Origin of the sequence: Paenibacillus taihuensis (assembly GCF_003386535.1) — a bacterium.
In the GTDB taxonomy this organism is placed as follows: domain Bacteria; phylum Bacillota; class Bacilli; order Paenibacillales; family Paenibacillaceae; genus Paenibacillus_Z; species Paenibacillus_Z taihuensis.
This window is the reverse complement of the sequence record NZ_QTTN01000056.1, coordinates 1-14,426: the sequence shown is the minus strand read 5'-3', so window position 1 is coordinate 14,426 and position 14,426 is coordinate 1. Positions and strand designations below refer to the sequence as shown.

Sequence of the window (14,426 nt, the reverse complement as noted above, 5' to 3'; positions counted from 1 at the left end):
TCTTTTTTTCAACCATTTTTCTTCGGAAAATGGGGGAAACTAATCGTTAACCATACATTCTGTGGAGGGTATCATCAGTGACTAAGTACATTTTTGTAACAGGCGGTGTCGTATCGTCGCTCGGTAAAGGGATTACGGCAGCATCGCTCGGGCGTTTGCTCAAGAATCGCGGTCTGAAAGTGACCATCCAGAAGTTTGATCCTTACATTAACGTGGACCCGGGAACAATGAGCCCGTACCAGCACGGTGAAGTATTCGTTACGGATGACGGCGCCGAGACGGACCTCGACCTTGGCCACTACGAGCGTTTCATCGACATTAACCTGTCGAAGAACAGCAACGTAACGACAGGCAAGATTTATTCGACCGTTATTTCCAAAGAGCGCCGCGGCGAGTATTTGGGCGGCACGGTTCAAGTTATCCCCCACATTACGAATGAAATCAAAGAACGCGTATTCCGCGCTGGCAAAGAAACAGGTGCAGATGTCGTTATTACCGAAATCGGCGGCACAGTCGGCGATATCGAGAGCCTTCCGTTTCTTGAGGCAATCCGCCAAATCAAGAGCGATATTGGCCGTGACAATGTGATGTACATCCATGTTACGTTGATTCCATACATTAAAGCGGCTGGCGAAGTGAAGACGAAGCCGACTCAGCATAGCGTGAAAGAACTGAGAAGCATCGGCATTCAGCCGAACGTCATCGTATGCCGTACCGAGTACGAGCTTGCGGATGATCTGAAGCGCAAGATGGCGCTGTTCTGCGACATCGATCCGAAAGCAGTCGTAGAATGCCGCGATGCATCGACGCTGTACGAAGTTCCTCTGAACCTGCGCGAGCAAGGCTTGGACGAAATCGTGGTGAACCACCTGAAGCTGACGACTACGCAGCCAGATATGACGGAGTGGGAAGATCTCGTTCGCCGCGTGAAACAGCTTAGCCGTACAACCGAGATTGCGATCGTCGGCAAATACGTAGCGCTGCACGATGCTTACCTCAGTATCGTAGAATCGCTTAGCCATGCTGGCTTCGAGGCGGATGCAGATGTGAAGCTGCGTTGGGTCAATGCAGAAGAGCTGACACAAGACAACGTTGCTGATATGCTGCAAGGCGTTAACGGTATTCTCGTACCGGGCGGCTTCGGCGACCGCGGTATCGAAGGTAAAGTACAAGCAATTCGCTATGCGCGCGAGAACAAGGTGCCGTTCTTCGGTATTTGCCTTGGTATGCAAGTAGCGGTTATTGAATACGCACGTCATGTTGCTGGTCTCAAAGATGCGAACAGCTCGGAGATCAACCCGCTTACGCCGTACCCGGTTATCGACCTGCTGCCGGATCAGAAGGATATCGAAGACATGGGCGGCACAATGCGTCTTGGGCTGTACCCTTGCAAGCTGAAGCCGGGCTCGCTAGCTGAGCGTATGTACAACGATGAGCTGGTGTACGAGCGTCACCGTCACCGGTATGAGTTCAACAATGAATATCGTGAAATGATTGAAGCTGCAGGCTTGAAAATTTCCGGTACTTCGCCAGACGGTCACCTCGTTGAGATGGTCGAGCTGCCAGAGCATCCTTGGTTCCTTGCGGTACAATTCCATCCGGAATTCACATCGCGTCCGAACAGACCGCAAGCGCTGTTCCGTGGATTCGTTCGCGCATCGCTGGAGTCCTAATAAGCGCCTCCGCCAATATTTTTTTAAGAAATTTTCCAACCGAAGCAGGAAAATGGATGGTGCTGAGCGAATCAGTAGCGAGAGGGTTATGGAATTCTAATCCAATCTCGGCGATTGATTGTCGTACATTCCTGGGAGGGTTTCAAGTTGGAAAACAAGAAAGTCTTGATTGTCGATGATCAGAATGGCATTCGAATTTTATTGATGGAAGTGTTCAGCAGCGAAGGCTATACAACCTTTCAAGCCCCGAACGGCAAGCTGGCGCTCGAAATCGTAAAGAGCGAGAACCCGGATCTGGTTTTATTGGATATGAAGATTCCAGGGATGGACGGACTGGAGATTTTGAAGCATGTCAAAGCGATTAACAAGGACATCAAAGTCATTATGATGACGGCCTATGGTGAGCTCGACATGATTAAGGAAGCGACCGATCACGGTGCGCTGATGCACTTTACGAAGCCGTTTGACATTGATGAGATGCGAATGGCGGTTAACCTTCAGCTGCGCGGCGGAGACGCTAGCGGCTGGTATGCAGTGGGATCCTAATTAGCGGATCCCACTTTTTTTGTTAGAACGGGCTGGAGATGTAAGGGGTGGTTCGATTTTCAGGCGCTTGTACCAAACGAATCTCGATTGTGGTATACTAATTTGGTGCGTATCAGATGCGTGATTTTTATAAAAGACAACCTTATGGAGCTGCAACGCTTCATAACACCTTAGGAGGAGTAGAGAACCATGCCACTCGTTTCAATGACTGAATTTCTGCCAAAGGCAAAAGCAAACAAATTCGCGGTAGGCCAGTTCAACATGAACAACCTGGAGTTCGCGCAAGCGATCACTGAAGCCGCAATGGAAGAGAAATCTCCGTTTATTTTCGGTGTATCCGAAGGCGCCCTGAAATATATGGGTATTGAGTACACAGTTGCGATCGCTGAAGCAGCTGCGAAGAAATCCGGTTTGCCAATCGCGCTTCACCTTGACCACGGCAGCAGCTTCGAAGTTGCGATGAAATGTATCCGTGCAGGTTTCTCGTCCGTTATGTTCGACGGTTCCCACTACGGCCTTGAAGAGAATATCGAGCTGACGAAGCAAGTTGTTAAAGCCGCACGCGCTATGGGCGTTTCCGTTGAGGGCGAGCTTGGTACAATCGGCGGCGTTGAAGACGACATCAGCGTTGACGAAGAGCACGCTTCCCTTGCGAAGCCAGAAGAAGCAATCCGTTTCTACGAAGAAACAGGCGTTGATTGCTTGGCGATCGCAGTAGGCACAGCTCACGGTATGTACAAAGGCGAGCCTAAGATCCACTACGATATCATCCAAAAAGTATCCGATGCGATTCCAGTTCCAGTTGTATTGCACGGCGGTTCCGGTGTGCCTGACGAAGCAATTCGCCTGTCCATCGCAGCTGGCGTAGGCAAAATCAACGTTAATACAGAGAACCAAGTGGCTTGCACGAACGCAATCCGCGAAGTTTTGAGCGGTAACGCTTCTGTTTACGATCCTCGTAAATACTTGGTACCAGCTCGTTCTGCTATGAAAGCAGTTGTTCAAGAAAAAATTCGTTTGTTCGGCAGCAGCAACCAAGCGTAACTTCCGGAGCAAACTAAGAATCAAACAAACAGCCGCGTGAACACGCGGGCCGGTTACAGCAGGCGCTCTCGTCCTTCAAGAAGTTATTGAAAGATGCAGAGCGCTTGCTTTGTGGCACTCGCGTGTTCTCGCGGCCGTTTGATTCTTCTGTTCTCTTCTCGGATAGGAGGATATGAATTACTGATGGAAAAACTGATGATCCGCGGCGGACAACCGCTGCGCGGCACCGTTCAAATTAGCGGCGCCAAGAACAGTGCAGTGGCGCTGCTTCCGGCAGCTATTTTGGCCGAATCGACGGTGACGCTGGACAACTTGCCGCATTTGAGCGATGTTGCGGTATATAGCGAGATTTTAGAAGATTTGGGCGGTACGGTAGAATGGAGCGGCGATTCGATCGTCATCAATCCTGCTGCCATGCAGTCGATCCCGATGCCTAACGGCAAAGTGAAGCTGCTGCGTGCCTCATATTATTTAATGGGTGCAATGCTTGGCCGGTTCGGCGAAGCGACAATCGGTCTCCCAGGCGGCTGTAATTTCGAGCCGCGCCCGATCGATCAACATATCAAAGGCTTTGAAGCGCTGGGTGCGCAAGTCACTAACGACCACGGATCCGTACGGATTGTGGCGAAGGAGCTTCGCGGCGCGAAGATTTACTTAGACATCGTCAGTGTTGGGGCGACCATTAACATTATGCTTGCGGCCTCCCGGGCCAAAGGCTCCACCATTATTGAAAACGCGGCAAAAGAGCCTGAAATCATAGATGTTGCTACACTTCTTAACTCCATGGGTGCCAAGATTAAAGGTGCCGGTACAGAGACTATCCGGATCGAAGGCGTCGAGCGTATGCACGGCTGCCGCCATTCCATTATTCCAGATCGCATTCAAGCGGGAACGTACATGATTGCTGCAGCGGCAACCCGCGGCGACGTATTAATCGATAATGTTATACCGAAGCATATGGAAGCTGTCACGGCGAAGCTTCAAGAGATGGGTGTTCATGTATACGAGATGGATGAGTCCATTCGTATCGTAGGTCAACCGCGTTATGAAGCCATCGATGTGAAGGCGCTCGTATACCCCGGTTTTGCCACGGATTTGCAATCCCCGATGACCAGCTTGCTGACTCAAGCGACAGGCGTCAGCATTTTGAGCGACTATGTATACAGCAACCGATTCAAACATGTGCCAGAGCTGACGCGTATGGGCGCGAACATTCGAGTGGAAGGCCGTTCGGCGATTGTCGAGGGCGGAACGCTCAATGCGGCGAAAGTGCGTGCAGCAGATTTGCGGGCAGGCGCAGCGCTTGTCGTTGCCGCGCTGACTGTAGACGGCGGCGTGACGGAGATTACTGGCGTTGAATATATTGACCGCGGTTATGACAATCTCGTTGAAAATTTACGCATGCTTGGTGCCGACGTTTGGCGTGAATAGAAGGAGCAATTCGGGACGGCCTTTGGAATAGAGAAGGCCGATTCCGGCAATGATGGTTGAGGCTTGGACTTTTTTTAAAGTTTGGAACATTGACAAAGAAGTGGTGATTATATGTCTGAACTTCAGATCGCCGATCTTGAAGCGATGAAGCTCACAGAGCTGTATAAGCTGGCCAAACAGCACCAGATACAGGGCTATGGCCAATTGAAGAAGAGAGAACTGATATTTGCAATTTTGCGCGCGCAAGCTGAGCAAAGCGGACTTATGTTTATGCAAGGCGTACTCGAAATTTTGCCCGAAGGCTTCGGATTCCTGCGACCGATCAACTATTTGCCGAGTCCGGAAGACATTTATATTTCCGCCTCGCAGATCCGCAAATTCGACCTCCGTACAGGTGATTTAGTTTCTGGTAAATGCCGCGCCCCTAAGGAAAACGAACGATTTTTTGGATTGCTTCAAGTAAATGCCGTTAATGGAGAAAGCCCCGAACACGCTGCAGAACGTCTTCATTTTCCAGCTCTTACTCCACTCTATCCCGAAAAGAAATTGGTGCTCGAAACAAACGCTCCCAAGCTGTCTACACGTATTATGGATATCCTTGCACCGGTCGGTCTTGGTCAGCGCGGACTCGTTGTAGCGCCTCCGAAAGCGGGCAAAACACTGCTTCTTAAAGAAATTGCGAATAGTATTTCCACCAACCATCCAGAGATCGAGCTCTTTGTGCTGCTAATTGACGAGCGGCCTGAGGAAGTTACGGATATGTCCCGTTCTGTGAAAGGCGAGGTCATTGCTTCGACATTTGACGAAGTACCTGAGAATCATATCAAGGTTGCAGAGCTTGTCCTTGAGCGCGCGCTGCGTCTTGTAGAGGCGAAGAAGGACGTTGTTATTCTGCTTGACAGCATTACGCGTCTTGCCCGTGCTTACAACCTCGTTGTTCCGCCATCCGGTCGTACGCTTAGCGGTGGTATCGATCCGGCTTCATTCCATCGTCCGAAGCGGTTCTTCGGTTCTGCCCGTAATGTGGAGGAAGGCGGCAGCTTGACGATTCTGGCAACAGCGCTCGTCGAGACAGGCTCGCGTATGGATGATATTATTTATGAAGAATTTAAAGGTACGGGCAATATGGAGCTTCATCTGGACCGGAAGCTTGCAGATCGCCGTATTTTCCCGGCAATCGATATTCGTCGTTCGGGTACGCGTCGCGAAGAAATGCTCATGTCGAAGGAACAGCTGGATAAGGTTTGGGCGATTCGCAAGAGCATGAACGATTCGATGGAGTTCGTGGACGGCTTCCTGAAGAAGCTTGGCGAGTCCAAGACGAACGAGGAATTCTTGATGTCGCTTGATACTTCTGCCGTAACGTCATCTGCGCCAAGAAGCAGACCGAGCTCAAGCGGCGGCGGCAGCACTCGGTCGAGCGGCAACGGTAACGGCAGCGGCGGCTCGGGATCTTCGGTGCCGAGAAGACCGACGACACGTTCGACGACGGTGACATAGATAAGGCTTTTGAAGTAGGAGGTTACAGCATGAATCTCGTTTACGCAGATGAACATGGCAATTTGTTCGATCATCCCGATTGGACGGGGCTCGGCCGCAGCGGCGACATGGTTGTCGAGCTGATGGAAGAAGAGCTCATTCCGCTGCCCGAAGGGGCAACGATGGTTGGCCTGCCGCATACCCGGCCAATCGGTATTCATATTGAAAGCGGCGAGATGCGCCCGCTGCCAGGCAATGTGCAAGCGGTCGGCGCGCTGCTGCCGCAAGGCTATACCCGTCTTGCCATTCCGGGTTATATGAAGACGGACAAGCAGCAGAAGCTGCCGCTATTCGGCTACTCTGCTGTCGTTTGGAAGGAAGACGGCTTCTACGTTGCCGCGCAGAAATGCGATGATCCGGAACGCTGGAATCCGATGAATTGCGATCCGAAGGAGCTCACCGTTGGCGTTGAGCGGCTGCTTGCGAAATACCCGGAGAATCGGTTGTACAAGCATTTGTCCAACTGTGCGCTCGGTTACGAATGCTTGACCGCGTCCAACACGTTCCTGCAGCGCTGGGAAGGCGCAGTTCCGGTATCGTTCTCCTGCAACGCCGGCTGCTACGGCTGCATCTCGGAGCAGCCTGACGACAGCGGCTTCCCGGCACCGCAGACTCGGATGAACTTCAAGCCGACCGTCGAAGAGATCGTCGACGTCATGATGGAACATCTCGTGACGCCGGAATCGATCATCAGCTTCGGCCAGGGCTGCGAAGGCGAGCCTTCGACGCAAGCGAAGATCATTATCGAAGCGATGCGTGAAGTCCGCAAGCGGACGAACTTGGGTTACATCAATATCAACACGAATGCGGGCTTAACGGATCATATCCGGGGCATCGTGGATGCGGGTCTTGACCTTATGCGCGTAAGTACGATCAGCGCGCTGGATGATCATTATAATGCATACTACAAGCCTCGCGGCTACACGCTCGCGAATGTGGAGAAGTCCCTTCGCTACGCGTCGGACAAAGGCGTCTACACATCGATCAACTACTTGATCTTCCCAGGCGTAACGGACCGTGAAGAGGAGATCGAAGCGATGCTTGGATTCGTCAAGCGGACGGGCCTCAAGCTGATCCAAATGCGCAATCTGAACATCGATCCAGAGAGCTATTTGGAGCTCATTCCGAAGCCGCAAGGCGAGATTTACGGCATGAAGCAGATGCTGGAGATTTTTGCGGATGAAGTGCCGGATGTCGTTATCGGCTCTTACACGCATGTGCCGCCTGCACCTCTGAAGCAGCCTCTGTAGGCGGGATGGAAGGATACTGAACTTTCCAGTTCCACCACTTACAAAAGCATTGCTTTAGCGGCGGCGTCCATGCTATACTCTCCTAGTGTTAATTACTCTGGGTCCGCATGTTGATCCAGGGCGGAAAGAGGTGAACGAGATGAAACAAGGTATTCATCCGACATACCACGTCACAACAGTAACTTGCGCTTGCGGCAATAGCTTCGAGTCTGGTTCGATTAAACAGAACCTGCGCGTTGAGATTTGCTCCGCTTGCCACCCGCACTTTACGGGTAAGCAGAAGTTCCTGGATGCTGGCGGTCGCGTCGACAAATTCAAGAAGAAATACGGTATCTAATCTGCCGAAAATTAGCAGAATACAAGAACCTCCCTCAGCCATCCTATTGGTTAAAGGGAGGTTTTTTTATGCGAAGCAAACGGCTTTTGTTAGGCGTGATTACGGTCATGGCAACCATTTCACTGACCGCGTGCGGCGGTAATAAGGACGCCACGAACCATTATAATGCGAATTCATACGGTCATGACGGCTATCTAGGGTTGTCCAACAGCAATCCTCATCTGCCGAATCGCAACGGCAACTTCCTCAACCAGAACGATGACGGCAATTTCGCTCAGCGTCAGCTGCTTCAGCAGGTCAGCGGGATCAAGCGGGTCAATATCATGTTTCGGACGCCGGATATGGATGTCACGATTACTCCGAAAGCGGGTGTGAATAAGGCACGGCTGAAGAAGGAAGCGACGGCTGTGCTGAAGAAAAACATGCCCCGTTATAACGTTCGGGTGAGAGTAACCTAAAGAATAAATCTGCAGTAAGTTGATGCAGGCTGATAGTGGCGAATGGGGGCGAAATCAAGCACCATCCATGAGCTTCTTGGTCTTCCAGCGAATAGTCACTTGCACTTTGCAGTAGAACAAGCTATACTTACTTTTGCCGTGCTAGACGGGGAGGTAGCGGTGCCCTGTAGCTCGCAATCCGCTGTAGCGAGGTTGAATCCCTACCCGAGGTTATGCTGATGTGGGGCTGGTGTTCATGAACAGTGTTGACGGCTGGGTCCTCCGCAATGGACGCCTGTGAACGGGTCAGGTCCGGAAGGAAGCAGCCATAAGCAGGTCCGCCCATGTGCCGGAGGAGTGCTTGGCCTGAGCTGGGAGTGGAAGTGCCGCTCATGTCGCATAATCGAAGGTAGGTGCACGGTCACCTATATGATGAAGCTAACATCCTTTTATGGTTGAATTCGAACCATGAACAGGATGTTTTTTTCTGTTCTGGCAGGATTATCTACTTGCCTAGCCGAAAAGTTATAGAATCGGTCTACGTAAAGGAGAACAGAGCATGCACGACATCCCTTCAGCTTCCATTGTACGTCTCGGCCTTCAAGCACTTGAAAGCTATTGCGGACAATTCGCAGATACGATGATTGTTATGCTGGACGAAGCTAATCAAATCGTCTACGTGAATGCACGGTTTCTGAAAGAAACGGGCTACGCGGAGTCGGATTTGCTTCACCAGCCAATCGGCACGATCACAGACGGGGCAGCGCAATGGATGGACCCGGCTGTGTTATACAAGACCATTGCAGAACGATTGCAGAATCCGCTCAACGAAGGGATTCCGCTGCAGCTGACGGCTGCCGAAGGATACCGTATGTCTGCTACTGCCGCACCGATTATCGTGGAGACAGAGCGAGACATCCGTTGTCTTCTCTTTGTGTCCAGTCAGAGCAGTATGCGCAGCGGCAATCTCATTGAGCGCTTCGGCGAAACGATGCTGCGCGATGAGCATATCGGGGTTATCCTTTTACACCCGGAAACGTTGCGAATATTCGATATTAGCCCGCTTGCCTGCCAATTGCTCGGCGTTGAACAATCAGCGGTCGTGAACGTGGAGCTCTCTTCGTTCTTCGAGGAGTCGGAGAAGGAGTATGCGATCATTAGCGAGGCGCTCGCAAGCGGCGAGACGGTTCGGAATTATCCGCTGACGTGGCGCTATGAAGACAAACAGAGTGAGCTGCTCATGGATGTCGGACTGCTGCACAGTACCTTCTTTGCTAAAGAAGGCGCCTATATTATTTTCAAAGATGTAACGAATTTACGCTCGCTCGAAACGCAGGTGCAGCGAAGCGACCGTTTGGCGATGATCGGTCAGATTGCCGCCGGCGCCGCGCATGAGATTCGCAATCCGCTTACGGCGATTCGCGGGTTTCTTCAGATGTTCCGCAAAACGATGATCGAGCACAATATGAATAAAGAGAAAGAATATACCGAGATCATGCTCGGCGAGCTTGACCGGATCAATCATCTTGTCGGCGAGTTTCTGCTGCTCAGCAAACCGAAGCAGATGACCGCCAGTTGGATCGGCATTGATAGTGTGCTTCGGGACATTATGCCGGTCATTGCGAGCGAGGCGCTGCTGCACAACGTGACGGTGAACTGGGATGATCAGATGGAGCTGCCGCGCGTGCTTGCAGACGCAGAGATGCTGAAGCAGGTCTTTTTGAACCTCTGCAAGAACGGGATTGAAGCGATGACAGAGGGCGGGACACTGACCGTTCGCGGCTATGTGCTCCAGACAGGCAAGTCGTCGCGGATTATTATTGAGATCGAGGATACCGGGCCAGGGATACCGCCGCAGCTGATACATAAGATCTTCGATCCTTTCGTGACGACGAAGCAAAATGGTACGGGGCTCGGCCTGTCTGTTTGCCAGCGGATTTTGCATGACTTCAGCGGTACGATCACAGCGGCGACAAGGGACCGTGGTGCACTGTTTAAAGTAATGCTTCCTTGTTAGATTTCATCTTTTTTAACATTATAGAATTCATAAACTTCGCTTGTATGAATTTCTATAATGTCTCCACGAAACGTAATCTTTTGCCGTGAATAAGGCGATCAGCCGTTTGCGTTTGGGCGATCAAGCCGTTTTGCTAGGCTGTCTGCATCGTGTATAATAGAGTCACTAAGCCGAAAGGAACGGATCGTATGTCACATATCGCTTTATACCGTGCTTGGCGTCCGCAGACGTTCCAGGATATGGTCGGCCAGCAGCATATTATTCAAACGTTACAGAATGCGATTCGCGAACAGCGGGTTTCGCATGCCTATTTATTTAATGGCCCGAGAGGGACGGGGAAGACGACTGCGGCCAAAGTTATGGCAAAAGCGATCAACTGCGAACGCGGTCCGACAACGGAGCCCTGCAATGTTTGTGATGCCTGCCGGGGCATAACAGCCGGTACGATCATGGATGTTGTGGAGATCGATGCTGCATCGAACCGCGGCATTGATGAAATTCGGGATATACGCGACAAGGTGCGTTACGCGCCGTCCGAAGTGCGCTACAAAGTGTACATCATCGACGAGGTGCACATGCTCACGTCCGAGGCGTTCAATGCGCTTCTGAAGACGCTCGAAGAGCCGCCGGCTCACGTCATCTTTATTCTGGCGACGACCGAACCGCACAAGCTGCCGGCAACGGTAATTTCACGCTGCCAGCGCTTCGATTTCAGACAAGTATCCTTGCCGGAGCAGACGGACCGGCTTCGCCAGATTTGTAATGAAGAAGGCATTCAAGCCGATGAGGATGCGCTTGCTTATATAGCGAGACTATCCGACGGCGGGATGCGAGATGCAATCAGCTTGCTCGAGCAAGTATCCGCTTACGGCGGTGAAAGGATCACGCTGAGCGATGCCATCGATGTTACGGGGGGGCTTGCGACTGAGCAGTTCAAGCAGCTTGCCGATGCCATCCGTGACCGGGATGCGGCGGCGGTGATGCCGATTGTCGAGGGTCTCATGCAGTCCGGTAAGAGCGCGGACAAGTGCTTGGAGAACTTGGTCTTCTACTTCCGGGATTTACTCGTGCTGAAGCTTGCACCAGGCGGCAAGGTGTCGACGGAGCGCATTGTCGACCAGGCGAAGTATCGGGAGATGGCGGATTCCTTCAGCAGCGAGCTGCTGTTCCGGATGATAGATGTCCTGAATCAGTATCAGCTTGAGATCCGGCACGCAGCACTGCCGCAGACGATCTTCGAGATTGCGCTCATGAAGATATGTACGATGCAGGATCCAGGCGGCGGTGTTTCCGCCGGAGCTGGAGCTGCAGCAGGGGCATCTGCTTCTGACGGAGGAGGAGCGTCCTCAGGCGAAGTGCAGCGTCTGCAGCAGCGCATCGACTCGCTCGAGCGCAAGATCGAACAGCTGCTCCAATCCGGCGTACGTCCGGATGGGCAAGGCGCGCCAGCCGAGAAAGCCGGCGGCTCGCGCGGCGCTCGCAACGCCGGCTTCGGGGGCGCGGCGGGAGGCAGCGGAGGCGTTGTTATTGCCCGCGTGAAGCTGGATCCATTCTTGGCGGCAGCAGAAAGCCAGGCTACAGGGCAAGTGCGCATGAAGTGGAGTGACATTTTGCAACGTGTGAAAGGGCACAATATTTCCACCCACGCCTGGTTCGTCAACGGCGATCCGGTCGCTGCGGCGGACAATACGATCTTAGTCGCATTCAAGAACTCCATTCATCGCGAGACGACGGAGAAGCCTGTTAACCGTGATGTCATCGAACAGGTGCTCAACGAAGTATTCGGCCGGCCAGTTCGGCTCGCAACCGTAATGCTGAAGGAGTGGCAAACTGCTCTCGATAAAGGCCCTGCTCCTGCAGGCGAGCTGCTGCTTGAACAAGAAGACGGCTTAAGCGCGCCGAAGGAGCCGGAATGGGTCGAAGAGGCCGTGAAGATGTTCGGTGAAGAGCTCGTTGTTATTGAGGATAAATAATTAGCGCGTCAATCTTTTTAACTACACATAAGGAGTGACCTTAACAATGAACAACATGAACCAAATGATGAAGCAAGTGAAGAAGATGCAAGAGCAAATGCTGAAAGCGCAAGAGGAGCTTGGCACCAAGATTATTGAGGGCTCTGCAGGCGGCGGCGTAGTTACGGTAGAAGTTAACGGCCATAAGAACGTACAAAAAATCGTTATCAAGCCGGAAGCGGTAGATCCGGACGATATCGAAATGCTGCAAGACCTTGTATTGACAGCAATCAACGATGCATTGAACAAAGCGGATGAACTGGCAAACAAAGATATGGGCAAATTCACAGGCGGCATGAAAATTCCAGGCCTGTTCTAATTGTGCTTTAGTAGAGGAGCATCGCCCTTGTATTATCCCGAACCGATAGCCAAACTAATAGATGCCTTTAGCCGCTTGCCGGGCATCGGTCCGAAGACGGCGGCCAGGCTGGCATTTCATGCTTTGAAAATGAAAGAAGACGACGTCATCGATTTTGCGAAGGCGCTCGTTAGTGTAAAGCGGAATCTGCACTACTGCTCCGTCTGCTGCAATATTACCGACACAGACCCGTGCCGGATTTGCCAGGACAAGAGCAGGGACAATTCGGTCATCTGCGTCGTGCAGGAATCCCGTGACCTTGTGGCGATGGAACGGACGAAGGAATTTCAAGGCCAATACCATGTACTCCAAGGGGCGATTTCACCGATGGAGGGGATTGGTCCGGATGAGATTCGTATCGCTGAACTGCTCCGCAGGCTCAGTGACGAGACCGTTCAAGAGATGATCCTCGCGACGAATCCGAATATTGAAGGCGAAGCGACGGCGATGTATCTGTCCCGTCTTGTGAAGCCGTTTGGCATTCGGGTGACTCGGATTGCGCATGGTCTGCCTGTCGGCGGAGACTTGGAGTATGCGGATGAAGTGACGCTGTCCAAGGCGCTCGAAGGCCGTAGAGAACTAAGTTAACGACACAATTATTTAACCCTGTAGGAGCTGCGCTCCTGCGGGGTTATTTGCTTTTTACAGCGGCTTAATTAGGGAGGGGCTTGTTCTATTTTTGGCGTCTGCTCATAAATTTCACTATATGCCTTTTGTCGGTTGTCGTTCGATCACTCGAAGAGAGGGGCGTTTAGGATGAAGTGGAAATTTTGGGTGCGTTCGAAGAAGCAGGCGGCGCTGAAGCAGAAGAAGACGGAGCTGCAGGAGCAGCTGGAGCTGTACGCGGAGATTGAGACGGCGAAGCAAGAGTGGGACAATGCACAGCGATATTTCGAGTATGCGCTCGGCAAGGACCAGATTGATTATGCGGTGTTTGCAATGGCGGCTGCAGAGAAGAGGTATGAGATGTTGATTCGAAAGGCTAAACGCATGCCTGTGAAGTGGTCAAATCTGAAAGGTGGGTTATCCGGATGAAAACGGTTTGGATGGTTAGTCTAATTGTATCCTCGCTGCTATTAATCGGGGTCATGTTTAGAGGCAAGCTTCCGCTGCAATGGGTGCGTCGGTTTTCGCTCCATCTTATTGCGGCAGCGTTAGTTCTATATGTACTAAACTTCTCGGGCCTAATATCGGGAATGGAAGTACCGCTTAATCCGGCTACGATCGGTACAGTCGTGCTCCTCGGGTTGCCCGGCATTATGCTAATCCTTGGGCTTCAGATGACGTTGTTCTAACTGGAACACTTTACAAATAAACGATTTTAAAAATTAGCCTTGACCTTATAAGCGCAAATATGATACATTATCTCTCGCGCCACTGAGGCGCACACGAGTTGCAAAAACAAATTAAAAAAAGTGCTTGCAATGAAGTGAACGAATGTGATATATTAATCAAGTCGCCGCTGAGACATACGGCGGACGAAACAAGAAGTATTTGTTCTTTGAAAACTGAACAATGAGCGACCTGTCAAAAGGTCATACAATTAAGCTAGTTTTTTGAATGAGCTAACAAGCGAATTCATAAATGGTCTTCGGACCACTTTTATGGAGAGTTTGATCCTGGCTCAGGACGAACGCTGGCGGCGTGCCTAATACATGCAAGTCGAGCGGATCTTACCTTCGGGTAAGGTTAGCGGCGGACGGGTGAGTAACACGTAGGCAACCTGCCTGTAAGACCGGGATAACATTCGGAAACGAATGCTAATACCGGATATGCAACTTG

Annotated in this window: 14 protein-coding genes, 1 rRNA gene and 1 other RNA gene; all 16 read left to right on the top strand. The window is 51.7% G+C overall.

From position 1 onward, the window contains the following. The first annotated feature begins 77 nt into the window (after positions 1–77). Positions 78–1,673 carry a CTP synthase gene (locus tag A8990_RS28670; protein WP_116192442.1) on the top strand — a complete coding sequence of 532 codons (1,596 nt, stop codon included), beginning with the start codon at positions 78–80 and terminating at the stop codon, positions 1,671–1,673. 147 nt (positions 1,674–1,820) lie between these two features. After that, positions 1,821–2,219, top strand: a complete 399-nt coding sequence (locus A8990_RS28665) for a response regulator (protein WP_090582030.1) — start codon at positions 1,821–1,823, stop codon at positions 2,217–2,219. Between the two features lie 189 nt (positions 2,220–2,408). Then, positions 2,409–3,263, top strand: a complete 855-nt coding sequence (gene fba, locus A8990_RS28660) for a class II fructose-1,6-bisphosphate aldolase (protein WP_116192441.1) — start codon at positions 2,409–2,411, stop codon at positions 3,261–3,263. Between the two features lie 183 nt (positions 3,264–3,446). Next, the gene (locus A8990_RS28655; protein WP_116192440.1) at positions 3,447–4,694 is read left to right on the top strand and encodes a UDP-N-acetylglucosamine 1-carboxyvinyltransferase; all 1,248 of its coding nucleotides are present in this window, start codon (positions 3,447–3,449) and stop codon (positions 4,692–4,694) included. Between the two features lie 111 nt (positions 4,695–4,805). Further along, a complete protein-coding gene (gene rho, locus A8990_RS28650) occupies positions 4,806–6,194 on the top strand; it encodes a transcription termination factor Rho (protein ID WP_116192439.1) in 1,389 nt (462 codons plus the stop codon). Positions 6,195–6,223: 29 nt separating this feature from the next. After that, on the top strand, positions 6,224–7,483 hold the full coding sequence (locus A8990_RS28645; RefSeq protein WP_116192438.1) for a radical SAM family protein: 1,260 nt from the start codon (positions 6,224–6,226) through the stop codon (positions 7,481–7,483). A 139-nt stretch (positions 7,484–7,622) separates the two neighbouring features. Continuing rightward, positions 7,623–7,820, top strand: a complete 198-nt coding sequence (rpmE, locus tag A8990_RS28640; RefSeq protein ID WP_116192437.1) for a 50S ribosomal protein L31 — start codon at positions 7,623–7,625, stop codon at positions 7,818–7,820. A 68-nt stretch (positions 7,821–7,888) separates the two neighbouring features. Next, a complete protein-coding gene (locus A8990_RS28635; RefSeq protein ID WP_116192436.1) occupies positions 7,889–8,278 on the top strand; it encodes a hypothetical protein in 390 nt (129 codons plus the stop codon). A 136-nt stretch (positions 8,279–8,414) separates the two neighbouring features. Then, an RNA gene (ffs, locus tag A8990_RS28630) (signal recognition particle sRNA large type) lies at positions 8,415–8,678 on the top strand. A gap of 138 nt (positions 8,679–8,816) precedes the next feature. Further along, positions 8,817–10,274: an ATP-binding protein gene (locus tag A8990_RS28625; RefSeq protein ID WP_116192435.1), complete on the top strand. Its 1,458-nt coding sequence runs from the start codon at positions 8,817–8,819 to the stop codon at positions 10,272–10,274. A gap of 188 nt (positions 10,275–10,462) precedes the next feature. Next, the gene (dnaX, locus tag A8990_RS28620) at positions 10,463–12,247 is read left to right on the top strand and encodes a DNA polymerase III subunit gamma/tau (protein WP_116192434.1); all 1,785 of its coding nucleotides are present in this window, start codon (positions 10,463–10,465) and stop codon (positions 12,245–12,247) included. Positions 12,248–12,293: 46 nt separating this feature from the next. Then, complete coding sequence (locus A8990_RS28615) at positions 12,294–12,605, top strand: YbaB/EbfC family nucleoid-associated protein (protein ID WP_116192433.1); 312 nt, start codon at positions 12,294–12,296, stop codon at positions 12,603–12,605. A gap of 27 nt (positions 12,606–12,632) precedes the next feature. Beyond that, a complete protein-coding gene (gene recR / locus A8990_RS28610; RefSeq protein ID WP_116192432.1) occupies positions 12,633–13,232 on the top strand; it encodes a recombination mediator RecR in 600 nt (199 codons plus the stop codon). Between the two features lie 168 nt (positions 13,233–13,400). Continuing rightward, positions 13,401–13,679, top strand: coding sequence for a YaaL family protein (locus A8990_RS28605; protein WP_116192431.1), 279 nt, complete (start codon positions 13,401–13,403; stop codon positions 13,677–13,679). Then, a complete protein-coding gene (locus A8990_RS28600; RefSeq protein ID WP_116192430.1) occupies positions 13,676–13,939 on the top strand; it encodes a pro-sigmaK processing inhibitor BofA family protein in 264 nt (87 codons plus the stop codon). Before A8990_RS28605 ends, A8990_RS28600 begins: the two co-directional genes overlap by 4 nt. Before the next feature lie 306 nt (positions 13,940–14,245). Next, a 16S ribosomal RNA gene (locus A8990_RS28595) occupies positions 14,246–14,426 on the top strand; the annotation flags it as partial.